General features: G+C 64.6%; 26 protein-coding genes. 17 read left to right on the top strand and 9 right to left on the bottom strand.

Going from position 1 to position 22543, the window contains the following annotated elements; all coding sequences use genetic code 11:
• Positions 1-30: 30 nt before the first annotated feature.
• Positions 31-1710 (top strand): putative bifunctional diguanylate cyclase/phosphodiesterase, encoded by a 1680-nt coding sequence (locus AC07NV_RS13075; protein ID WP_495166801.1) that lies wholly within the window; start codon positions 31-33, stop codon positions 1708-1710.
• Here AC07NV_RS13075 and AC07NV_RS13070 read toward each other — a convergent pair.
• The 4 genes from AC07NV_RS13070 to AC07NV_RS13055 form a co-directional block, all read right to left on the bottom strand.
• Entirely contained in the window at positions 1683-2891 is a 1209-nt protein-coding gene (locus tag AC07NV_RS13070; RefSeq protein WP_495167270.1) for a CCA tRNA nucleotidyltransferase, read from the bottom strand. The genes AC07NV_RS13075 and AC07NV_RS13070 overlap by 28 nt on opposite strands.
• On the bottom strand, positions 2888-3472 hold the full coding sequence (locus tag AC07NV_RS13065) for a CoA pyrophosphatase (RefSeq protein WP_495166800.1): 585 nt from the start codon (positions 3470-3472) through the stop codon (positions 2888-2890). Before AC07NV_RS13065 ends, AC07NV_RS13070 begins: the two co-directional genes overlap by 4 nt.
• Positions 3472-4056 (bottom strand): DUF1285 domain-containing protein, encoded by a 585-nt coding sequence (locus AC07NV_RS13060; RefSeq protein ID WP_495166799.1) that lies wholly within the window; start codon positions 4054-4056, stop codon positions 3472-3474. The genes AC07NV_RS13065 and AC07NV_RS13060 overlap by 1 nt, the downstream gene beginning before the upstream one ends.
• A gap of 483 nt (positions 4057-4539) precedes the next feature.
• Positions 4540-5043: a GNAT family N-acetyltransferase gene (locus AC07NV_RS13055; RefSeq protein ID WP_495166798.1), complete on the bottom strand. Its 504-nt coding sequence runs from the start codon at positions 5041-5043 to the stop codon at positions 4540-4542.
• Positions 5044-5133: 90 nt separating this feature from the next.
• Between AC07NV_RS13055 and AC07NV_RS13050 the strand changes: the two genes are divergently transcribed.
• Both AC07NV_RS13050 and AC07NV_RS13045 read left to right on the top strand, forming a co-directional pair.
• Positions 5134-5517, top strand: coding sequence for a dihydroneopterin aldolase (locus AC07NV_RS13050; RefSeq protein ID WP_495166797.1), 384 nt, complete (start codon positions 5134-5136; stop codon positions 5515-5517).
• Positions 5514-6275, top strand: a complete 762-nt coding sequence (locus tag AC07NV_RS13045) for an SDR family oxidoreductase (protein WP_495166796.1) — start codon at positions 5514-5516, stop codon at positions 6273-6275. Before AC07NV_RS13050 ends, AC07NV_RS13045 begins: the two co-directional genes overlap by 4 nt.
• A gap of 113 nt (positions 6276-6388) precedes the next feature.
• On the opposite strand, the gene AC07NV_RS13040 is transcribed toward AC07NV_RS13045, so the two are convergent.
• Positions 6389-7822, bottom strand: a complete 1434-nt coding sequence (locus AC07NV_RS13040; protein WP_495166795.1) for an NAD-dependent succinate-semialdehyde dehydrogenase — start codon at positions 7820-7822, stop codon at positions 6389-6391.
• Between the two features lie 49 nt (positions 7823-7871).
• Complete coding sequence (locus tag AC07NV_RS13035; protein ID WP_495166794.1) at positions 7872-8471, bottom strand: TIGR02466 family protein; 600 nt, start codon at positions 8469-8471, stop codon at positions 7872-7874.
• Positions 8472-8517: 46 nt separating this feature from the next.
• Here AC07NV_RS13035 and AC07NV_RS13030 point away from each other — a divergent pair, with 46 nt between their 5' ends.
• The gene (locus AC07NV_RS13030) at positions 8518-9438 is read left to right on the top strand and encodes an SMP-30/gluconolactonase/LRE family protein (RefSeq protein ID WP_495166793.1); all 921 of its coding nucleotides are present in this window, start codon (positions 8518-8520) and stop codon (positions 9436-9438) included.
• A gap of 25 nt (positions 9439-9463) precedes the next feature.
• A complete protein-coding gene (locus tag AC07NV_RS13025) occupies positions 9464-10153 on the top strand; it encodes a VIT1/CCC1 transporter family protein (protein ID WP_495166792.1) in 690 nt (229 codons plus the stop codon).
• On the opposite strand, the gene AC07NV_RS13020 is transcribed toward AC07NV_RS13025, so the two are convergent.
• Positions 10150-10533 carry a DUF488 domain-containing protein gene (locus AC07NV_RS13020; protein ID WP_495166791.1) on the bottom strand — a complete coding sequence of 128 codons (384 nt, stop codon included), beginning with the start codon at positions 10531-10533 and terminating at the stop codon, positions 10150-10152. The genes AC07NV_RS13025 and AC07NV_RS13020 overlap by 4 nt on opposite strands.
• Before the next feature lie 56 nt (positions 10534-10589).
• Here AC07NV_RS13020 and AC07NV_RS13015 point away from each other — a divergent pair, with 56 nt between their 5' ends.
• The 3 genes from AC07NV_RS13015 to AC07NV_RS13005 are packed head-to-tail and all read left to right on the top strand — an operon-like array spanning position 10590 to position 12821.
• Positions 10590-11693, top strand: a complete 1104-nt coding sequence (locus AC07NV_RS13015; protein WP_495166790.1) for a DUF2855 family protein — start codon at positions 10590-10592, stop codon at positions 11691-11693.
• A gap of 47 nt (positions 11694-11740) precedes the next feature.
• Complete coding sequence (locus AC07NV_RS13010; protein ID WP_495166789.1) at positions 11741-12145, top strand: hypothetical protein; 405 nt, start codon at positions 11741-11743, stop codon at positions 12143-12145.
• Positions 12146-12161: 16 nt separating this feature from the next.
• Entirely contained in the window at positions 12162-12821 is a 660-nt protein-coding gene (locus tag AC07NV_RS13005) for an HAD-IA family hydrolase (protein WP_495166788.1), read from the top strand.
• Positions 12822-13016: 195 nt separating this feature from the next.
• Here AC07NV_RS13005 and AC07NV_RS13000 read toward each other — a convergent pair whose 3' ends face one another.
• A complete protein-coding gene (locus tag AC07NV_RS13000) occupies positions 13017-13910 on the bottom strand; it encodes a LysR family transcriptional regulator (protein WP_495166787.1) in 894 nt (297 codons plus the stop codon).
• Between the two features lie 91 nt (positions 13911-14001).
• Between AC07NV_RS13000 and AC07NV_RS12995 the strand changes: the two genes are divergently transcribed.
• From AC07NV_RS12995 to AC07NV_RS12965, 7 genes are all read left to right on the top strand, one after another.
• Positions 14002-14712, top strand: coding sequence for a CoA transferase subunit A (locus AC07NV_RS12995; RefSeq protein WP_495166786.1), 711 nt, complete (start codon positions 14002-14004; stop codon positions 14710-14712).
• Complete coding sequence (locus tag AC07NV_RS12990) at positions 14709-15587, top strand: HAD family acid phosphatase (protein ID WP_495166785.1); 879 nt, start codon at positions 14709-14711, stop codon at positions 15585-15587. The genes AC07NV_RS12995 and AC07NV_RS12990 overlap by 4 nt, the downstream gene beginning before the upstream one ends.
• Positions 15587-16222 carry a CoA transferase subunit B gene (locus AC07NV_RS12985; RefSeq protein WP_495166784.1) on the top strand — a complete coding sequence of 212 codons (636 nt, stop codon included), beginning with the start codon at positions 15587-15589 and terminating at the stop codon, positions 16220-16222. The genes AC07NV_RS12990 and AC07NV_RS12985 overlap by 1 nt, the downstream gene beginning before the upstream one ends.
• A 130-nt stretch (positions 16223-16352) precedes the next feature.
• Positions 16353-16664 (top strand): hypothetical protein, encoded by a 312-nt coding sequence (locus AC07NV_RS12980; protein ID WP_495166783.1) that lies wholly within the window; start codon positions 16353-16355, stop codon positions 16662-16664.
• Positions 16665-16744: 80 nt separating this feature from the next.
• Positions 16745-18040 carry a serine hydrolase domain-containing protein gene (locus AC07NV_RS12975; protein WP_495166782.1) on the top strand — a complete coding sequence of 432 codons (1296 nt, stop codon included), beginning with the start codon at positions 16745-16747 and terminating at the stop codon, positions 18038-18040.
• An 84-nt stretch (positions 18041-18124) separates the two neighbouring features.
• Positions 18125-19102, top strand: coding sequence for an NAD-dependent epimerase/dehydratase family protein (locus tag AC07NV_RS12970; protein WP_495166781.1), 978 nt, complete (start codon positions 18125-18127; stop codon positions 19100-19102).
• Entirely contained in the window at positions 19090-19770 is a 681-nt protein-coding gene (locus AC07NV_RS12965) for a glutathione S-transferase N-terminal domain-containing protein (RefSeq protein WP_495166780.1), read from the top strand. Before AC07NV_RS12970 ends, AC07NV_RS12965 begins: the two co-directional genes overlap by 13 nt.
• Here AC07NV_RS12965 and AC07NV_RS12960 read toward each other — a convergent pair.
• Positions 19767-20285, bottom strand: coding sequence for a sterol desaturase family protein (locus AC07NV_RS12960; RefSeq protein WP_495167269.1), 519 nt, complete (start codon positions 20283-20285; stop codon positions 19767-19769). The genes AC07NV_RS12965 and AC07NV_RS12960 overlap by 4 nt on opposite strands.
• Positions 20286-20494: 209 nt before the next feature.
• Between AC07NV_RS12960 and leuC the strand changes: the two genes are divergently transcribed.
• Complete coding sequence (gene leuC, locus AC07NV_RS12955; RefSeq protein WP_495166779.1) at positions 20495-21925, top strand: 3-isopropylmalate dehydratase large subunit; 1431 nt, start codon at positions 20495-20497, stop codon at positions 21923-21925.
• The gene (leuD, locus tag AC07NV_RS12950; protein WP_495166778.1) at positions 21922-22512 is read left to right on the top strand and encodes a 3-isopropylmalate dehydratase small subunit; all 591 of its coding nucleotides are present in this window, start codon (positions 21922-21924) and stop codon (positions 22510-22512) included. The genes leuC and leuD overlap by 4 nt, the downstream gene beginning before the upstream one ends.
• The last annotated feature ends 31 nt before the right edge of the window (positions 22513-22543 follow it).

The raw sequence follows: 22543 nt of genomic DNA, 5'->3' as shown, positions 1-22543 counted from the left end.
ATGGGGAAAGGTCGCATAAAACCTTCTGTTATGCCTATCGATAGAACCGGTGAAGACCGGCCCTTGTTGTTTGTCGGCTGGATCGACGCATTGCCTGTTCCGGCCGCGCTGATCAGACCGATGGCGCGCGGCAATTTTCGGCTCCACGCCAGCAACACAGCGTTCGACCGGCTGAAGCTGTCGCCCACGGGCGTCGATGCACCAATTGAATTGCTGCGCGCGATCGAGCGCGCGTCGCAACATCCCGACGACTCGCAGGAATTTTCGTGTCAGCTCGGCGAAGGAGTCAGCGCACGCGATCTGCGCGGATCGATCGGCCCCTTGCCCACCGAATCGGGGGACGACGGGCTGTTCCTGCTGACGCTGATCGACCGGACACAGGAGATGATGACCGAGCGGAACCTGCGCCGCGAACTCGTCTCGGACAGCCTGACCGGTCTTCCCAACCGCGCCGGGTTCGAGGAACTGGTCGAACAGCGCCCCCATGGCGACGGCATCGCGGCCGATCATGCGATCCTACTGCTCGACCTCGCGCGCTTTTCCCGGATCAACGAGCATATCGGCCCGATGGCAGGAGACGAGCTGATCATCACTGTCGCGCGGCGGCTGAAATCAAGCCTGCGTAGTGGCGACATATTGGCCCGTACCGGCGGCGACGAATTCGCTATCTCGTCGCGCGTCGCGGGCGGCCGCGCCGATGTACGCGAAATGGCGCGGCGCATCCGGGGCTGCTTCGACCATCCGTTTCGCATCGGCGAATTGAAGGTCAGCGTCGACTGCGCGCTTGGCTGCGCGATTCAGCCTGCGGCTGACACCGATGTCGCCGATCAGATCCGGCATGCGCAGATCGCACTCAAGCGCGCAAAGCAGACCGACCGCATCGAAATCTACGAACCCGAAGCGGCCATGCTGTCCGACAATCGCTTTGGCATGGAAACCGAACTGCGCAACGCGATCGAGGAAGACAGGCTGCACCTTGCCTTTCAGCCGCTGATCGAACTGTCGAGCGGCCGGGTCGCAGGGTTCGAAGCGCTGGCGCGTTGGGACAACAGCAACGGTCATTCGATTTCACCAACCGAATTCATCCCGATCGCCGAAGATTCGGGACTGATCGTCCCGCTTGGCCAATGGGCAATCGGCAAGGCCGCTGCGATGCTTGCCGAATGGGACAGCCAGCATGGCGCGATTGTCGACTGCTATTTCTCGGTCAATGTCTCGGCCATCCAGCTGATCCGCGACGATGTCGCGGCGGTCGTGCGCCAAGCGCTCGAAACGCATAAAATCGGCGGCGAACGGCTGATGATCGAACTCACCGAAAGCGCGATCATCGGCGATCCCGATCTCGCCTTATCGGTGCTCAGCGAGCTGAAGGCCCTCGATGCGCGCGTCGCTATGGACGATTTCGGCACCGGCTATTCGAACCTCGCCTATCTGCAGCGCCTGCCGATCGACGTACTCAAGATCGATCGCAGCTTTGTCGAACATATGGTCGATGACCGCGACAAGGTTGCGATCGTCCGCACGATCCAGAGCCTGGCCGAAGTCCTGGGGATGAAGACAACGGCAGAAGGTGTCGAAACCGCCGATCAGGCACGGCTGCTATCGGCGCTGGGATGCGATTTCGGGCAGGGTTTCCTGTTTGCGCGGCCGTTGGACAGCAAAGCCGCGCTCGATTTCTGGCGTCAGTCGCTGGTGCGGCCGATCTTCTGATCGACGAGCTGCGCAACGCGCGCGGCATCCGGAAAACCCTCCGCTACCCACTCGGCCTCGACCGCTTTCAGGATGCGCGCGACCTCCGGCCCCACCGCGATCCCGCGCGCGACGATGTCACCGCCCTTGAGCGGCAGATCCGGGACTACCCAATCCGATAAGGCTTCCACGACGGCCGTTGCAGCCGCCGCGTTGGCCGCAAGCAAATGGACGTCGCGCGCGGCCTCGATACCGATCCGATGGGCAAGCTGGCGCACCGGCTTTTCGATATCGGTCCGGCTTCCACCCAGCGCTGCCAGATGTTTGCGCTGCCGCGTCGAAAGGCGAAGCCGGCTCGCGACCTGTTCGGCGACCGCGGCGTCTGCGGGAAGCAGGGCCGCGAGGCGGCGCAGCGGCGCGACGGCCACCGCCGCCACGTCCTCGTTGGCCACCAATCGGTCGAGCGCGACCGCAAAGTCCGGATCCAGCTCGGGCAGCAGCACCTCGAAAATGCCATCGGCCGCCATTTGCCCGACGATCGCGCGCGGATCGGGCAACGACAGAATCTTGAGCAGCTCGTCTGCAATGCGTTCGCGCGACAGGCTTTTGAGCGAGTGTCGCGCGGCCACGACCGCGGCGTGACTTGTCGCATCGAGGTCACCATGGCCAAACCGCGCAGCAAAGCGGTAGAAGCGCAGGATCCGCAGATGGTCCTCGGCGATGCGCGTCGCGGCCTCGCCGATAAAGGCGACGCGCCCGACCGCCAGATCGGCGAGACCGCCGAACCAGTCGTCGACCGCACCGGTATCGGGGTCGGCGTAAAGCGCGTTGATCGTAAAGTCGCGCCGCGCCGCATCGTCGCGCCAGTCGCTGGCGAAAGCGATGGTCGCACGGCGTCCATCGGTCTCGACATCGTGGCGCAGCGTCGTGATTTCGTGATGATCGCCGCTCGCGATCGCGGTGACGGTGCCATGGGCGATTCCCGTCGGGATTACCTTGATATCGGCCGCCGCCAGCCGCGCCGTTACATCCTGCGGCAGCAAAGGCGTCGCCAGATCGATATCGGTGACGGGCAGGCCGAGCAGCGTGTCGCGCACCGCCCCGCCGACGATCTTTACCGCGCCGCCATCGGCAGACAAGGCAGCGACGATCCGGTGCAGCCCCGGCCTTGTCCGCCATTCGGCTTCGGGCAACCGCGTCACCGGTGCCAGCCCGCCGGCATCCGCCGCGCCAGATTGATGATGATGCCCGCCGTCACGCCCCAAATCCGCCGTCCTTGCCAGTCCATGTCATAATAGTGGCGATCGTGCCCCTGAAAATTCGCGTGATGACGCGCATAATTGTCGGGATTGAACAAGATATCGAGCGGCACTTCGAACCAGTCCTCGACCTCGTCGGGATTGGGATCGAGCGGCAGGTCGGGCGCGATTACGCCGAGCACCGGGGTGATGATATAGCCGCTGCCCGACCGATAGGGTTCGGTTGCGCCGGCAACCATCACGTCGCGGCGATCGAGCCCGATTTCCTCCTCCGCCTCGCGCAGCGCCGCGTCGATCGCGTCGCGGTCACCCGGGTCGATCTTGCCGCCCGGAAAGGCGACCTGCCCCGCATGGCTGCGCAGCCATTGCGGGCGCTGGGTCAGGATGACCCCGGGGTCGGCGCGGTCGGTGAAGGCGATCAGCACCGCTGCATCGCGCAGCGTCGGCGTGCCCAGATACGCCTCGTCCTCGCCCGCGTCGGGGAGTAGATTATCGAGCGCTATGCGCAGCTTTTCGGACAGCATCAGGCGTCCACCAGCGGGAAGCGCGCACCGTTCGACCAGATCGCGGGCGGATCGCCGGCATCGGCGAGGGCCATCTCGACCATCTCGTAATAGAGCGCGCGGTCGATCCGCGCTTCGAGCCCGTTGCCGATCGCGCCGCGCACATGCAGCCGCGGGTCGGGATGGTCGGCGTCGCCGCCAAAGACAAGTGGATGGCCGGGGCCCGCCATGACGAGATCGTCGGTATCGAGGCGAAAGACGAGCTTGCGCGCCGCCCCCTCGCCTTCGCTCTTCATCTCGACCGCGCGGAACGGCGTGTCCTCGACGGCGATCGCCAGCTTCTCGGCCGGGGTAACCAAGACATGGCTGCCGTCGGGTTCGCGGCGCAGGATCGTCGAGAACAGCTTGACCATCGCGGGCCGGTTGATCCGCCCGCCCTCGTGAAACCAGCTTCCGTCGGCGTGGATTTGCATCGCGCTGTCGCCGGTCCGCTCGGGGTGCCATTGTTCGACCGGCGGCAGTTTATGCGCCGCGAGCAGTTCGGCCGCCTCGGCCAGCGAGAGCTGCGAGAAGTCTTTGGGAAGCGAAGGTGCGGGAGTGACCATTCCCCTGACATAGGAAGGTGGGTGCTCAAGTAAAGGCGCGATGGCGGAGGCAGGCGTGGCGGGAGTATCGGAAAACTGCGCAACTTCACTCGCGATTTGCATTTCGGGCGGTCGCCGACGGGGGCCACACCGCATGGATCCCGGATCAAGTCCGGGATGACGAAGGGGGGATGGCGAATGGCAGCGAAGGGGCAAGGCCATATTTCCGAAAGCCGCAGAAAACTGCGCAACTTCACGCACGATTCGCTTTACCCATGATTTTTCGTCACCCCGGACTTGATCCGGGGTCCCGCTTCCCACCGTCGCCAAGCGGGACCCCGGATCAAGTCCGGGATGACGGTAGAAGGCATCCGCCACGGGACAAGGAATGGCAGAAAACTGCGCAACTTCACTCGCAAATCGCAGTAGGAGGCGGAAATCAGAGGCCATCCAGCAAAGCTATGCGGCCCGGATAATGTAGGACAGCTTTTTCTGGGGAGCCGCCTAGCGCGGGCCGATCATCCCCGCGTCCGTCGGCAAGCTGTGCCCGTTCACCGCCCGCGCGAGCAGGCGGCGCGCCTCGAACGGTCCGGGCAAGTCCCACGCGCCGGTCGCATCGGCATCAAAGCCGAAGAACCGGCCATAATATTCGGGATCGCCGATCATCATCAGCGCGCTGTCCGCCTTGGTTTCGGCCGCTTCGAGCATATGCGCCATCAGCGCACGGCCGTGACCGCCGCGCTGGGCATCGGGGCGCACCGCGACCGGGCCGACCATCACGAGCGGCGTCTGCGTGCCCGCCGCGCCGCGATGCGCGACCGGCCAGCACTGGATCGTGCCGATCAGTAGCCCGTTCTCGACGAGGGCAAAGCTCAGCGCAGGCACCGCATCCACGCCTTTACGGATGCGATAGGCGGTTCGTCCAAAGCGATCCGACCCGAAAGCAGCGTCGAGGAGATCCTCGACGGCCTGCGGCTCGATATTCGACAATGGAAGTAACTCGACCAACGCGCACCCTTTCGCTAATGCGGCGGCGCTTTAGGGTCCGGCGCCGGTATTGCAAAGCCGAATGTCTCGCCCGTTCGACAGGATGATCTTGTGACCGATAGTTTGTGGCTGGAAGTGGACGGGCTGACCGTCCAGGTGCTGACCGGCATTTATTCCGAAGAAACCCATCTGCCGCAGCCGCTGCGCATCTCGGTGCGTGCGAAGCTGGCGATGGCCGATCATTATGATCCAGTGACGCCACTCAGCGCATCCAAAAATTACATGCACCTGAAATTCGCGGCGACCGAGGGTATCCCGAAGGATGTCCATTTCGTGCTGATCGAGAGCGTCGCCGACCATATCATCGATACTTTGTTCCTGCAGGACGAGAAGATCCACGAGATCGAGGTCAAAATCGTCAAGCTCGCGATCGCCGAGGAAGGCGAAGAAATCGGCATCACGATGCGCCGAAGTCGTTTGGGTGCCCGGAAATGACGCAGAAGCTCGCTCTTGTGACGGGCGGGCTGCACCGCGTCGGCGCGGCTATTTCGGCGCGGCTGGTGCGCGAAGGCTATGCGCTGGCACTCCACAAACGCAGTCCGGGCGAGGCCGATCGGGTGCTGGCCGAAGCACTCGCCGAAACGGGCGCGACGACTCATCGTTTCGCCGCCGACCTTGCCGATCCGGCCGCAGTCGATGGCCTGATCCCTGCAGTGATCGGGAAATTCGGCCGCGCGCCCGACTTGCTCGTCAACAATGCGGCGCTGTTTGCGGAGGGCGAGTGGGCCGATCTTTCGGCCACCGCGCTCACCGAGATGATGCAAGTGAACCACCATGCCCCGGTGATGCTCGCCAAGGCGCTGGTTGCGGCGAGCGAAGGACAGCGGCCGGCGATCGTCAACATTGTCGATCAGCGTGTCCTCCATCCGGTGCCCGACCAGATCGCGTACAGCCTGTCCAAATCGGCGCTGTGGCAGTCGACCGCGACGCTGGCGGTCGCGTTCGGGAACCGCGCGCGCGTCAATGCCGTTGCGCCAGGGCTGACGATGGCGACCGAGGATTATTCGGCGGCGCAGGTCGCGAAGTTGGCGAAGCTTATGCCGCTGGGAGCGCTGCCGACGCCGGCACAGATTGCCGACGCCGTCGTGTATCTTGCCCGCGCCGAAGCCGTCACCGGGCAGACGATCTTTGTCGACGGCGGTGCGCATCTGGCGCCGATGGCACGCGATTTCGTGGCGCTGGAGCGCGATTGAGCTATCCAGACCCGTTCGCCCTGAGCTTGTCGAAGGGCTGTTCTTTCTTCTGACGGCGTCAAAGAGAAGAACAGTGCTTCGACAAGCTCAGCACGAACGGATTGGGAGGCAGTTCAATAGATGTGAACCGCCTTCGTCACCAGATAGCCGTCCAGCCCCTCGGGCCCGCTTTCGCTGCCGAAGCCCGATTCCTTGATCCCGCCAAACGGGGTGTCGAGCGTCGAGATGACGAAGCTGTTGACGCCGACCATCCCGCTTTCGATGGTATCGACGATGCGGTTGATGCGGCGGCCATTCTCGGTGAAGGCAAAGGCCGCGAGGCCATAGGGCAGCCGGTTCGCCTGCTCCAATGCCTCTTCCTCGGTACCGAACGGGCGAATCAGTGCCATCGGGCCGAACGGTTCATTGTTCATCGCATCGGCCTCGATCGGCACGTCGGCAATTGCGGTGGGCTGAAAGAAATAACCGTCGCCGGTCGCCTCGCCGCCGGCGATGACGCGCGCGCCCTTCGCCTTCGCATCGGCGACCAGCGCTTCGAGCGCGGGCGCGCGGCGGGCATTGGCGAGCGGCCCCATCTGCGTATCGGCGTCGAGCCCGCTGCCGATCTTCACCTTCGCGGTGCGCTCAGCAAAGCCCTTCACAAAGGCGTCGTAGATGCCCTGCTGCACATAGAAGCGCGTCGGCGAGATGCAGACCTGCCCGGCGTTGCGGAACTTCTGCCACACGACCTTGTCGAGCGTGGCCTCGAGGTCGCAATCGTCAAAGATCAGCACCGGTGCGTGACCGCCAAGCTCCATCGTGATCCGCTTCACGCCGTCGGCGGCGAGCTTCATCAGATGTTTGCCGACCGCGGTCGATCCGGTGAAGCTGACCTTGCGGATCACCGGGCTCGCCAGCAAATGCCGGCTGATCATGTCAGGGTCGCCATAGACGAGCTGGACGGCATCGCCGGGAATGCCGGCGTCGACGATGCAGCGCATGATCGCGCTGGTGCACCCAGGGGTTTCTTCGGGCGCCTTGGCGATCACGACGCAGCCCGCGGCGAGCGCGGGCGCGATCTTCTTGACCATCAGATTGACCGGGAAGTTCCACGGACTGAAACCCGCGACGGGGCCGACCGGATGTTTGGTGACCATCGCGCGCTGGCCCGCGGGACGCTGGAGCACGCGGCCTTCGATGCGCTTTCCTTGCTCCGCGAAATAGTCGAACAGCCCCGCCGCCGACAGCACTTCGCCGCGCGCCTCGGCGATCGGTTTGCCCTGTTCGAGCGTCAGCAGCGTCGCGATATGCTCGACGCGCTCGCGGATGATTCCGGCTGCCTTGTGCATCAGCGCCGCGCGTTCGTCGGCAGTCTTGGCGCGCCACACCGGCCAGCCGCGGTCGGCGGCAGCGAGCGCCTCGTCGAGATCGGCAGCGGTTGCAACCGGTAGCTCTGCGATCGTACCGGCGGTCGCGGGGTTATAGACCGGCCGCGCCTCGCGCCCTTCGCCGCTCCGCCATGCGCCGTTGATGAAGAGCTGGAGGTCGGCGTCGTAGGTCGCGGTCATGGATGGTCCTTTGCCAAGGAGTTGGGGGATGGCGGTGATATAGGATCGCTCAGCGATAGTTAAAGCTGATGCTGATGCGCTCACCCTTGCCCGAATGCGGCATCACTTCGTGGCGCAACCAGCTTTCCCACAGAAAAACACGGCCAGCGGCGGGTTCGGCATAGATGAAGGGCAGCAGATGCTCGGGCGCATCGTCGGTGCGACCCGGTGCCGCCATCAACATCGCGAGCCGCGGATCTTCGAGCTTGAGCGCCCCCGATCCGGGCGGGACGGTGACATAGAAAGTGCCCGAGACGATGCTGTGCGGGTGGATATGGCCGCTATGCGTGCCGCCGGGCTTCATGACATTGACCCACAGGCTGTCGAGCTTGAGCGGCTTGGCGAGATCGAAATGGCACGCCTTGGCGAAGACCTTGACCTCCTTGTCGAGCAGGCGCTTCAGGTCGTGGAACGCGGGATCGCGTTCGGGCAGGTCGCCGAGGCTCGCGTAGCTGGTATAGCCCTTATAACCATGGTCGCGGCTCCAGCGCCGGCCCGCACCATCCTCCTCGGCAAACAGGCGGCTGCTTTCCTCCAGCTCTTCGAGCAGGTCGGGTGTGCCGATGTCGGCCTCGTAAAAATTGGTGGCGAAGAGCGTGCGAACGGGCATGATGGCCGCAAAGCACAGCAAGTGCGCGCACGCAAGGGAGACGAGGATGGCCGAGTTTGAACTGATCGCCGACGGATTGCGTTTTCCCGAAGCCCCCGTGGTGATGGACGATGGCAGCGTCATTGTCGTCGAGATCGAGGCAAGCCGGATCACCCGCTGCTGGCCCGGCGGGAAGAAAGAGGTCGTCGCAACCCCCGGCGGCGGCCCCAACGGCCTCGCGATCGGCCCCGATGGCAAGCTCTATTGCTGCAACAACGGCGGGTTCAACTATGTCGAATCGAACGGCTATCTCGCGCCGCACGGCATCGCCGAAGATTATTCGGGCGGGCGGATCGAGCGCATCGATATCGAGACCGGCGAAGTGGAGATTCTCTACAAAACGGGCGATCATGGCGTGATCTTGCGCGGCCCGAACGACATCATGTTCGACGCGCACGGCGGCTTCTGGTTCACCGACCATGGCAAGATCGATTATGCCAAGCGCTGCCACGATATCGTCGGGATCTTTTATGCCAAGGCCGACGGCAGCTTTATCGAGGAAGTGATCTTTCCTTCGAACAATCCGAACGGCGTCGGCATCTCGCCCGACGGCAACACGCTCTACGCCGCCGAAACCTACACATGCCGCCTGATGAAGTTCAACATCATCGCTCCCGGCAAGGTCGACGACGCCGCAGGACCCGGCGGTCCGGGCATCCCGCTCTATCGCCCGGCGGGTTATAAATTCTTCGACAGCCTTGCGATGGAGGCGAACGGCAATATCTGCGTCGCGACGATCGGCGAGTGCGGGATCAGCGTCGTTTCGCCGACGGGCGAACTGGTCGAATTCGTTGCAACCGACGATATTTTCACCACCAATATTGCCTTCGGCGGACCCGACGGGCAGGATGCCTATCTGACGCTGTCAGGTACGGGACGTCTGGTAAAGACGCGCTGGCCGCGGCCGGGATTGCAGCTGCAATATTAATGACCGGCAATATTGAGGGGAATCCATGCACCGCGAAGATCACGCCGTCACCCGGATCGGCTGGCTGCGCGCCGCGATCCTTGGCGCAAACGACGGGATCGTCTCGACCGCGAGCCTGATCGCGGGCGTCGCGGCGGCGGGAGCGAGCCAATCGTCGATCCTCGTCACCGGGGCCGCAGGGCTGGTTGCGGGCGCGATGTCGATGGCGGCGGGCGAATATGTGTCGGTAAGCTCGCAAGGCGACGCCGAAAAATCCGACATCGAGCTGGAGAAGCGCCACCTTGCGGCCGACCCCGAGTTCGAACTCGAGGAGCTGACGCTCATCTATCAGGAGCGCGGGCTGGGTCGCGCGCTTGCCGAGCAGGTCGCGGTGCAGCTGACCGAACATAATGCGCTCGACACCCATTTGCGCGACGAGCTGGGCATGACCGACGCGATGGCGGCGCGGCCGGTGCAGGCAGCCGCCGCTTCGGCTGCAAGTTTTGCTCTCGGTGCGGCATTGCCACTCGCGACGGTGTTCGTCGATCCGGGAGATTCGTTGCCGCTGACGGTTTCGTCGGCGTCATTGGTATTTCTCGCAATCCTGGGTGCGCTCGGGGCGCGGGCGGGCAACGCGCCGATGCTGCGTCCGGTCGTGCGGGTGACCTTCTGGGGTGCGATGGCAATGGCGGCGACGATCGCGATCGGGTCGCTGCTCGGGACAACGGTCGGCTAGCAGCGCTCCAGCCATTCGCGGAGTGCGACGGCATTGTTCCGTTCCTCGCTCTTCGCGGCGTAGAGCAAGGTCACCGGCCCCGCCTTTGCCGCAGCATCGAGCGTGAACAGCGCCGCCCTCACCTCTTCGCTATTCGCGTCGAGTTCGGCGAAATAGTCGAGCCGGAACGCGTCCCACGCCGCGTCCGAATCGGCGGTTTCGCCATGATAGCGTTTGCGCAGGCCATCGCTGGGCGACAGCGGCTTGAGCCACGCAGCGAGCGCCGCCTTCTCCTTCGACACGCCGCGCGGCCACAGCCGGTCGACGAGGAAACGCGCGCCATCGCCGGAGCCAGCCGGTTCGTGAATGCGTTTGACTGCGATTGTCAGGGGCTTCGTCATCTGTATGACTATCGGTCATCCCGCGGCCGCGGGCAAGACAATCGGAGGGGTCCGGAATGAGCGCAAACAGCTGGGCGATCGACATCGATCGCGACGATATAACGCAAGCCCGATTGGTCGAGGACGCCGATACGCCGCTTGCGCCGGGGCAAGTGCGGGTCCATCTCGACAGCTATGCGATGACCGCCAACAACATCACTTACGCGGTGTTTGGCAAGCCCGCCGGGCTGTTCGGCAACGACCAGGGCTATTGGGATTTCTTCGCCGAGCGCGAAACGCCGGGCCGCCTGCCGGTCTGGGGCTTTGCGACCGTGACCGAAAGCGCTGCCGATGGCGTCGCGGTTGGCGACCGCTTCTATGGCTATTATCCGATGGCGAGCGAGGCGGTGCTGACCGTCGGCAAGGCCGGTCCGGGCGGTTTCACCGACGTGACGCCGCGCCGCACCACCCTGCCCCCCATCTATAATAATTATCAGCGGATCGAGGCGCTGGAGGGTTATCGCGCCGCCGACCACGATTATTGGCCGGTGTTCCGTCCGCTCTTCCTGACCGGCTGGCTGATCGCCGACCAGTTCGAGGATGAGGGCGATTATGGCGTTCAGCAGATCCTGATCGCGAGCGCATCGAGCAAGACCGCGATCGGCCTGGGCTTCGCGCTCAAACAGCGCGCGGTGCGACCCGAAACGATCGGCCTCACCAGCGCGGCCAATGTCGATGCGCTCGCCGCGCAGGGCATTTACGACCGCGTCGTCAGCTATGACCAGATCATGACGCTGAACGCGACAACCCCGGCCGCGCTGGTCGATATGGCGGGCAATGGCGCGGTGACGCGGACCGTGCACAGCCATTTCGGCAACCAGCTGCAGGCCTCGATCGTCGTCGGCAAGTCGCACTGGGACGCGCAGGCCGACGTCGAGGGATTGCCCGGCCCCGAGCGTCAGGGCTTTTTCGCACCGGGCCGCAGCCAGAAGCGCATCGCCGACTGGGGCGGCGCGGCCTTCGGGCAGAAGATCGCCGAGGCGTGGCTGGCGTTTATGGACGTTGCGCCGCGGCTGGCATCGGTCGATAAGCGCAGCGGCGGCGACGCGGCGCTCGCCGCCTATCGGGAGATGCTCTCGGGACAGGCCGACCCCGCGAAAGGGATCGTGATCGTTCCATGAGGGTCGTAAGGAGCAGTCCCTTTCATCGCCGCCGGAAAGGACAAACCATGCTTCGCACCCTCGTTTTCGCTACTTCGCTCGCGCTCCTGCTTCCGGCGGGAATGGCGCTCGCCGAAACACCCAAAGCCGCACCCGCACGCAAGCCCGACCTCGCTGATCGCGTCGCGGGCACTTACAAGGGCGACGTCATCTCCGATGCACGCGGCTCCTCGAAAGATGGTGTCACGATTATTGTTACGCGCGTCGGGCCCAACAAGGTCGAGATCAAATCGGGCTATGCGCGCATCCCGACCGTGACCATCCCGCTCGAAAAGGCGATGGACGCTATCCTCGCCGCAAGCGGTCCCTCGGTCTTCCTGCTCGATACGGTGCGTTCGCCCGACCGGCTCGACCTCACCATCGACGATGCAAGCTGGTCGGGCATCCGCGTCGCCAGCCCAGCCAAGAAATAAGGTTCACATCTCTCCCATGACTTACACCACGGTTATTTTCGACTTCGGCGGCGTCATCACGGCGTCGCCGTTCGAAGCCTTCAATCGCCTTGAGGACGAACGCGGCCTGCCGCGCGATTTCGTACGCCGCGTCAACGCGGCCAACCCCGACGGCAACGCCTGGGCGAAGTTCGAACGCGCCGAGATCGATGCCGCCGCGTTCGACGCGCGGTTCGCCGAAGAGGCACGCGCGCTGGGGCATGAACTGGAGGGCGACGCCGTGCTTGCCGTCATCGCGGGCGCGGTGCGTCCGGCGATGGTCGCGGCGCTCGACACGTTGAAGGCGCGCGGCTTCACCATCGCGTGCATCACGAACAATGTGCCTGGGGGCAAGATGGGCATCCGCGGCGCGGGGATGACGCGCAGCGAAGAGGCCGCGATCGAGGTCGCGGGCATCATGGCGCGCTTCGCCCATGTCATCGAGTCGAGCAAGGCGGGGGTGCGCAAGCCCGACCCGCGGATTTATCGGATGATGTGCGAGGCGCTGGGCGTCGAGCCTGAGGAGTGCATCTATCTCGACGACCTTGGCATCAACTGCAAACCGGCGGCAGCGCTGGGCATGCACGCGATCAAGGTGACGAGCGGCGAGCAGGCGCTCGCCGACTTGTCCGCGGTGTTGGGGATGGAGTTGCCCTGACGACGGGCCTTGCGATCACGCCCTGAATGAAGGCTCCCGCGTGGAGAGCTGACGTCAGCTCATCTCGTGATCCCCGGCGAAGGCCGGGGCCCAGAGCGCAATAGCGTAACGCTGGCTTTCTACCGCTCTGGACCCCGGCCTTCGCCGGGGATCACATAAGAATCAGCCGCAATCGGTCGTTACCCGCTGTCCGGCTCAGACCGCCACCTCTGCAAGATTCAACTTCGCCGCGCGTTCGAAGATTTGCGTCAGCACTGGCTCGGTGTCGGTCACACGCATCGCGACCTGAAACTCGACCGGGGTCAGCGCCGGCATGCCGTCGATCGGGGCGAGCGCGCCGCTTGCCACTTCGCTGCGCACCATCGGCTGCGGGAAGATGCCGATGCCCCCGCCCGCCTTCGCAATGTCGATCATCGTGCGCGCATTGTTGCAGAGGTTGAGCGACTTTTGCGCGATGCGCGACGCCGCGATCGCCTCGCGCATCCGGCCGTGGATCGGCGAATGGCTGGCGAGCGACCAGACGGGGAGCGCGGCTTCGCCGCCGGCAAAGGCCGATGCGACCGCGGGGCTCGCGAGCCAGACCAGTTCGACCGCGCCGATCGGGCTGGTCTTCAGCGCGGGGTGCGCGATCGGTCCCGCGGCAAAGGCGATGTCGGTGCGCCCCGTGAGCAGCTGCTGGATCAGGTTCGCGGTGAGGTCGATTTCGATCTCGAGCCCGACATTGGGCATGTCGGCCTTCAATCCCGCGACGAAGGCGGGAAGGCAGCTCGCCGCCGCAATCTCGCCGGCGCCGATGCGCACCACCCCGCTCGCCTCGCCATATCCGCCGCTGCCGAGCAACGCGACCTGCATGTCGCGGAGCAGCGGGTCGCAGTCGCGCACCAGCTTGCGCCCCGCCGCGGTGAGCGACATCGCGCGGCCTTCACGGCGGAACAGCGCCGTGCCGAGGCGCTGTTCGAGTTCGCGCATCCGCGCCGACACCGTCGGCTGGGTCGTGTTGAGCCGCTCGGCCGCAGCCGAAAAGGTGCCGAGCCGGTCGATCCAGAGCAGGGTTTCGAGATGATAGAGCGAGACGCGATTGATAGACATCGTCTATGTATAATCCAAAAATCGAACAATTAGAATTGATGGATCAAATGCGCCAAGGTCGCGCGCGACACCATTGCAGGAGAGCCGTCCCATGGGGAAGAAGCAATATCCCGACGCCGCCGCCGCCCTCGAAGGCCTGCTGTTCGACGGCATGCAGATTTGCGCAGGCGGTTTCGGCCTTTGCGGCATCCCCGAACGGCTGATCGACGCGATCCGCGATGCGGGCACCAAGGATCTGACGATCGCCAGCAACAACGCCGGGATCGATGGCGAAGGACTCGGCAAACTGCTTCGCACGAAGCAGGTCAAGAAGATGATCTCGTCGTACGTCGGCGAGAATAAGGAGTTCGAGCGGCAATATCTGGCGGGCGAGCTCGAGGTCGAATTCTGCCCGCAGGGCACGCTCGCCGAACGCTGCCGCGCGGGCGGCGCGGGCATCCCCGGCTTCTACACCAAGACCGGCGTCGGCACGCTCGTCGCCGAGGGCAAGGAAGTGAAGAATTTCGACGGGCAGGATTATATCCTCGAACGCGGCATCTTTGCCGACCTCGCGATCATCAAGGGGTGGAAGGCCGACGAGAGCGGCAACCTGATCTTCCGCAAGACCGCGCGCAACTTCAACCAGCCGATGGCGACTGCAGCGAAGATCTGCGTTGCCGAGGTCGAGGAAATCGTCCCCGTCGGCAGCCTCGACCCCGACAGCATCCACCTGCCGGGCATCTATGTGAAGCGCCTGATCGTCGGTGCGCCCTATGACAAGAAGATCGAGTTCCGCACGGTTCGCCCACGCGAGGAGGCATGATGCGCGCGCTTCCGGTTGCGGCGGCACTGCTCCTTACGGGCTGCGCGAGCGCTCCGGCCGAGGTAACGACCGCTCCCCCGCCGCCGCCTGCTGCGCAGGTCGAAGCCGCGAAGCCGCCGGTCGCGCTGCAATATCTCTATGGCTCGCCCGAGGCCGCCGTGGCCGTGCGCGCGGTCAACGCGCGGATCGCCGACTATGGCGTGTGGCGCATCAAGCAGCGCCCGAAGGACAGCGTCGTCCTGGCCGCTGGCGCGGGCATTGACGCCCCGCGCTTCGAGCCGTGCGGCAACAAGCCGTTCGCCGCGGTGTTCGACGCCGACGAGACGCTGATCTGGAACCTTGGCCCGATGCGGCATTTTGCTGAAAAAGGCACCAGCTTCGATCTCAAGGTCTGGGACCAGTGGGAAAAGACCGGCGCGGGTAAGGCGGCCGCGATGCCGGGCAGCGTCGAGATGGTGAACAAACTGCGCGCTGCGGGCATCACCGTGATCGCCAACACCAACCGCAGCGCCGCCAATGCCAAGGGCAGCGAAGACACGCTGCGCGCCGCCGGGCTCGGCGATTTCAAGCATGGCGAGACGTTGTTCCTGATGGGCGACGATGCCGGCGGGTCGAGCAAGGATGGACGCCGCGCGACGATCGCGTCGAAATATTGCGTGATCATCCTCGGCGGCGACCAGCTCGGTGATTTCAGCCAGCAGTTCAATGACAAGGCGCTTCCCGCCGCAAGCCGCATGGCGCTCGCGACGGGCGCGGGCGCCACCGCACTCTGGGACAAGGGCTGGTTCCTTTTCCCCAACCCTGTCTACGGCCCGTGGGAAAAACTGGGCTGGGGCGATGCCTTCCCCTCCGACAAGCAATGGGAGCCGAAATAATGGCCTGGACGCGTGATGACATGGCGGCGCGCGCCGCAAAGGAACTGCAGGACGGCTATTACGTCAATCTGGGCATCGGCATCCCGACTCTGGTCGCGAACCATATTCCCGAGGGGATGACGGTCACGCTACAGTCGGAAAATGGCATGCTCGGCATCGGCCCCTTCCCTTTCGAGGGCGACGAGGATGCTGACCTGATCAATGCCGGCAAGCAGACGATCAGCGAACTGCCGCAGTCGGCCTATTTCTCCTCTTCCGACAGCTTCGCGATGATTCGCGGCGGCCATATCGACCTTACCGTGCTCGGCGCGATGGAGATTGCCGAGAATGGCGACATCGCCAACTGGATGATCCCCGGCAAGATGATCAAGGGCATGGGCGGCGCGATGGACCTCGTCGCCGGCGTGAAGAAGATCATCGTCGTGATGGAACATAATGCCAAGGACGGCAGCCCCAAGTTCATCCCGGCGTGCACGCTGCCGCTGACCGGCAAGAATGTCGTCGACATGATCATCACCGACCTTGCGGTGTTCCGGCGCGACGATCATGACAGCCCGTTCAAGCTGATCGAGCTTGCACCGGGCGTGACGGCCGAGGAACTCGCCGCGAAAACGACGGCGCATTATATTACATAATGTCGCGGCCAACCCCGGCTCCACCTGGCTGATTGTCGGCGGGTGGCTGTCGGTTCTGGCCGCGCTACTGCATATCGCCTGTATTTTCGGCGGTCCCGACTGGTATCGTTTTTTCGGCGCCGGCGAAGGCATGGCGCGTGCTGCGGCGCGGGGCGAGCTACGGCCGACGCTGATCACCCTCGCGATCGGCACAATCCTGCTGATCTGGGCGGCCTATGCCTTTTCGGGTGCGGGCAGCTTGCCGCGCCTGCCGCTGCTGCGGACGGGCCTGATCGTCATTTCCGCTATCTATCTGTTCCGTGGTCTCATTTTTGTGCCTTTCCATCTGTGGCGTCCGCAACATACCGACAGTTTCGCGATCTGGTCTTCGTTGATCGTCCTTGCCTATGGCGCGGCTTATGCCGTCGGGACATTCAAGGCCTGGCGCCATCTTGCGCCCTGAGCGCGCTCCGGGGGTGACGGCCGGGGAAGTCGCGGCTAAGACGACGGCCACATATAAGGTCGCATTCTAGTCACGGGTCCATGCAGCGCGTTTTACTTGTTCTGATCGCGATCGCCGCGCTGGGATTGGCGGGCTGGTTTGGTGTTCACGCCTTGGGCGGGAAGCACCCCCTTGCGAGCATCCCGATCCCGATCAAGACCGCTGAGAACCTTCCCGACACGCCCGCCGAATGGCGCGGGCGGATCGACTATCGCGCGCTCGACCGGCAATTGTCCGACCTGTCGCAGCGGCCAGAGATGGCGGGGCTGGCGGTAGCGGTGGTCGAAGACGGCGAATTGCGTTTCGTCCGTACCTATGGCTTCGCCGACAAATCGACCGGCGCGCCGGTAACGCCGCAGACACTGTTCCGCTGGGCCTCGGTTTCCAAAACTGCAACGGGCGCACTCGCGGCAGCGCTGGCGACCGATGGCTCTGTCGATCTGAATCGTCCGGTTGCCGACTCGCACGCGACGCTCCGCCTGCCCGGCGGCGCCGAGGCACGGGTGACGCTGGAGGACGTGCTGGCCCAGCGCACGGGTCTCACCAAAAATGCCTATGACGAAAAGCTGGAGGAAGGGCAGGACCCCGCGCTGCTGCGCAGGGGCCTTGCCGCCGCACCGCTGCAATGCGACCCCGGCACCTGCCACACCTATCAGAATGTCGCTTTCGATACCGCGAGCGAGATATTGTCGCGGGCGGCGAACGAGCCTTTTTCCAATGCGGTCGAGGACCGGTTTTTCCGCCCGCTCGGCATGGTCAGCGCGGGCTATGGGATGAAACGGCTGACCGGCGCCAAAGATTGGGCAAAACCGCACCGCAATCAGGAAGTCCGCCCGGTCAAGGAGGCCTATTGGCGCGTTCCCGCGGCCGCGGGCGTCGAAAGCGACATCGTCGATTTCGCGACATGGATGCAGGCGATGATGGGGAACCGTCCCGATGTGCTGCCGCCCGCGGTGTTACAGCTTGCCCATCGCCCGCGTGTCGGCACCGCGCGACTCTATGGCGGGCCTTTGCGTCAGGCCATCAGCGATGCGAGCTATGGCCTGGGCTGGCGAAGCTTTACCTATGCCGGCCACCGGCTCGAAGGCCATTCGGGCGCGGTCTCGGGCTATCGCGCGACGATGATTTTCGAACCATCGACGCGGACCGGCGTCGTGGCCCTGTGGAACAGCGATTGGGGATTTCCCTTCCGCATCCCGTTCGCGGCGATCGACAGCTATCACAAGCGCGAGGATGCGGGCTGGCTCGACCTCAGCAAGCTGCCCCCGCAGACGGGGACCGCTGCCGGGGCCAATCCGGTTGCCGCGGATACAAAGGGGGCAGACCCCTCGCCCTGAATTCGGATTGCGCGGGGCACGCTTGTCCCCCGGACCGCTGACTGTGTATGAGGCGCGCATCCAAGACAGAGAGGAGAATCATCGATGCGCGTGCTGCTGACCGGTTCGTCGGGTTGGCTGGGGCGCTATCTGGCTCCCCTCCTCGCCGAAAATGGACATGAGGTCACCGGCCTCGACGTCGTGCCGGGCGCATATACGCAGGTCATCGGTACCGTTGCCGACCGCGCGCTCGTTGACCGGACGATGGGCGAGCATGGCATTGAGGCGATCATCCACGGCGGCGCGCTGCACAAGCCCGACATCGTCCGTTATCCGCGGCAAGCCTTTGTCGACGTCAATGTCACGGGCACGCTGAACCTGATCGAGGCGGCGGTCGCGGCGGGCAACGACCGTTTCCTCTTCACCTCCACCACCTCGCTGATGATTCGCGCCGATGTCCGCGCGGGCGCGGGCGACAATGGCGCATGGTGGATGGACGAGGATTTCGGTCCGATCGAACCGCGCAACATTTATGGCATCACCAAACTCGCCGCCGAGCAGGCGTGCAAGCTGGTCCACCGCGAGCATGGGATTGCGGCGCTGATCCTCCGCACCGGACGCTTCTTTCCAGAGGATGACGACACGCACGAAGCGCCGGGCGGGGAGAATCTCAAGGCCAATGAGTTGCTGAACCGCCGGCTGACCGTCGAGGACGCCGCCGCCGCACATCTCGCCGCGCTGGAGGCTGCACCGGCGATCGGCTGCGACACCTTCATCCTTTCCGCCCCACCGCCTTTCGCGCGCGAGGACGCCGAAGAACTCGCCCGCGATGCCCGCGCGGTGATCGCGCGCCATTATCCCGACGCCGCCGAACTATATGCTGAGGCCGGCTGGGTGCTCCCTCAAACGATCGACCGCGTCTATGATCCGTCGCGCGCCGAGCGCCGCTTCAATTGGCGCGCCGCGAGCGATTTCGGCAGCGTGCTCGCCGCACTCCGCGAAGGCACCGAACTGCCCTTCGCGCACGACCCCGATTACACATCCCCCATCGTCACACAGGAGCGCCAGGCATGTATGTGCTGATCACCGCCAATCGCAATTATTCGAGCTGGTCGCTGCGTCCTTGGGTGTTGATGCGCGCGCTCGACATCCCGTTCGAGGATCAGATCGAGCCCTTCACCAACCCGATCAACTATGACGAGTTTCGCAGCTTTTCGCCGACCGGACAGGTGCCCGCACTGCTCGACGAAGGACGGACGGTTTATGATTCGCTCGGCATCACGCTCTACCTCGCCGACCGGCATGAAGGCGTATGGCCGACCGATCCCGACGCGCGGGCCTGGGCGCAATGCGCGGCGGCGGAAATGCACAGCGGGTTTTCGGCCCTGCGCAACGATTGCACGATGAATGTCGGCGTTCGCGTGACGCCAAAGCCGATGTCGGGTGCGCTCCGCGTCAATGTCGAGCGCATTCGCGAATTGTTCGAACAGGGGCTGTCGCGGTTCGGCGGCCCCTTCCTCGCGGGCGATCGCTTTACGGCCGTCGACGCCTTTTTTGCCCCGGTCGCCTTCCGTATCCGCACCTATGGCCTCAGCGTCAGGGCAGGACAGGCCTGGGTCGACCGCATCCTTGCGCATCCGGCGATGGCCGAATGGGAACGGCAGGCGCTGCTCGAGAACTGGCGCGAGGAAAGCCATGAAGCGGAATTGTCGGCAGCAGGCGTGATTACGGCCGATTACCGGACGGGCTAGTCGGCGAGCGCCTCGCGCACCACCGCAATCCCTGCCTCGCGCTGCACCTTGAGTTCGGCTTTGAGCTTTGCGGGGTCACGCGCAAACACGAAGCCGAAGCTGACCCCGCCTTCCTTACCGATCGTCGCATGGTGGAGCTTGTGCGCCTGAACCAGACGCTTCGCATAGCCGCGCCGCGGCACCCAACGAAAATAGCGCTGGTGGACCAGCCCGTCGTGCACCAGCGTATAGATGATACCATAAAGGAGGATGCCCAGCCCGATCCATGTTCCCGGCTCCCAAGCCGAGGCACCCATGATCATCGGACTACCCGCCGCGAACATCGAAATGCTCATCGCCGCACCGAAAATGGCGAACAGGTCGTTCTTTTCCAGAATCTTGTCGTGCGGCTCATGATGGTCGCGATGCCAGGCCCAGCCGAAGCCGTGCATGATATATTTGTGGCTCGCCCAGGCGACACCTTCCATCGCCGCGACGGTGGCGAGAATGAGCGCGATGATGGCGAGGAGCGACATGGGTGCATTATAGGCCGGTTCCTCACGCGAGGCCACCGCCCCTCATTCGTCACCCCGAACTTGATCCGGGGTCCATGGCATCGGCCGCGGGAATGGATCCCGGATCAAGTCCGGGGTGACGAATGAGGGCACGAGAAGCCCGCGACCGAAAATTGCGTTTTTGATCGCCACTCGCTTGCATTGTTATCGCACGGGCTTAAGTGAACCGCATGACCCGGCCCCGCACCCTCTATGAGAAAATCTGGGACGCGCATGTTGTCGAACAGCGCCCCGATGGTACCTGTCTGATCTTCATCGACCGCCATCTTGTCCATGAAGTCACCAGCCCGCAGGCGTTCGCCGGGCTTCGCGCGAACGGCCGCACGGTGCGCCGTCCCGACCTGACGCTGGCGGTCCCCGACCATAATCTGCCGACGACGGCGCGCAAAGACGCGGCGGGCAACAAGCTGCCGATCGCCGACACTGAAAGCGCGGCGCAGCTCGCGGCGCTCGAAACCAACGCGCCAGCGTTCGGCATCCGCTATATCGACGCCTTCGCACCCGAACAGGGCATCGTCCATGTCGTCGGTCCCGAGCAGGGCTTTTCGCTGCCCGGCACGACGATCGTGTGCGGCGACAGCCACACCGCGTGCCACGGCGGCATCGGCGCGCTCGCCTTTGGCATCGGGACGAGCGAGGTCGAGCATGTGCTCGCGACGCAGACCCTGCTGCTCCAGCCGTCGAAGACGATGGAAGTGCGCGTCGAAGGCGACGTCGGCCCCGGTGTCAGCGCAAAGGATATCATCCTCCATATCACCGGCGTCATCGGCGCTGCAGGCGGAACCGGCCATGTCATCGAATATACCGGCAGCGCGATCCGTGCCTTGTCGGTCGAGGGCCGCCTGACGGTCAGCAACATGGCGATCGAGGGCGGCGCACGCGCCGGACTGATCGCGCCCGACGAGACGACCTTCGCCTATCTCAAGGGCCGTCCCTATGCGCCAAAGGGGGCCGACTGGGATGCCGCGATCGCTTATTGGAAAAGCCTCGCGACCGACCCCGGCGCGACCTACGACAAGACCGTCATCATCGACGCCGCCGACATCGCGCCGAGCGTCACCTGGGGCACCAGCCCCGAGGATGTCGTGCCGATCACCGGCCTCGTCCCCGATCCGAAAAGCTTTTCCGACCCGTCGAAGCAGGCGGCCGCCGCGAAATCGCTCGCTTACATGGGGCTCGAGCCCGGCACGCGGATGCAGGACGTGCCGGTCGAGAATATCTTCATCGGCAGCTGCACCAACAGCCGGATCGAGGATCTGCGCGCCGCCGCTGCGGTCATCAAGGGCCGCCACAAGGCCGACAATGTCAAATGGGCGATCGTCGTCCCCGGTTCGGGACTGGTGAAGGCGCAGGCCGAGGCCGAAGGGCTCGACCGCATCTTTACCGACGCGGGGCTCGAATGGCGCGAGCCGGGCTGCTCGGCATGCCTCGCGATGAACCCCGACAAGGTGCCCGCGGGCGAACGTTGCGCCTCGACGAGCAACCGCAATTTCGTCGGCCGCCAAGGGCCGGGCGCACGCACCCACCTCGTCAGCCCCGCGATGGCCGCCGCCGCGGCGGTAACCGGCAAGCTCACCGACGTGCGGGAGCTGATGGCATGACCCCGATCGAGAAGGTCGAAGGCCGCGCGATTCCGTTCGGGCTCAAAAATGTCGACACCGACGTCATCATTCCCGCGCACTGGTTGAAGACCACGACCCGCGAGGGCATGGGGCGCGGGGCGTTCGAAAGCCTGCGCGCCGATCCTGATAATCTGTTCGACAGCGCCGAGTTCAAAGGCGCGCCGATCCTGATCGCGGGCGACAATTTCGGTTGCGGGTCGAGCCGCGAACATGCGGCATGGGCACTCGGCGACCTTGGCATCCGCGTCGTCATCGCGCCTTCTTACTCCGACATCTTCTCGGGCAATGCGGTGAAGAACGGCATCCTGCCCGTTGTGCTGCCGCAAGCAGCCATCGACCGGCTGATGGAGGTTGCAGCGACCGATCCCGTGCATGTCGACCTCGACACGCAGACGGTCACGACGCCCTTCCAGGATCGTTTCACCTTCGAGATCGATCCGTTCCGCAAGATGTGCCTACTCGGCGGGCTCGACGAGATTTCGCTGACCGAAAAGAGCGACGCGGCGATTGGGGCCTACGAAAAACAGCTCGACGCAGATCGGCCGTGGATGCGCCCGGCAGCATAAGGCTTACCAAACACCATCAGAGGAGAAGATG

The sequence above is a fragment of the Sphingopyxis sp. GW821-FHT10B01 genome (assembly GCF_059415685.1).
The sequence above is the reverse complement of the archived record's forward strand: the minus strand, read 5'-3'. Positions and strand labels throughout refer to the sequence as shown.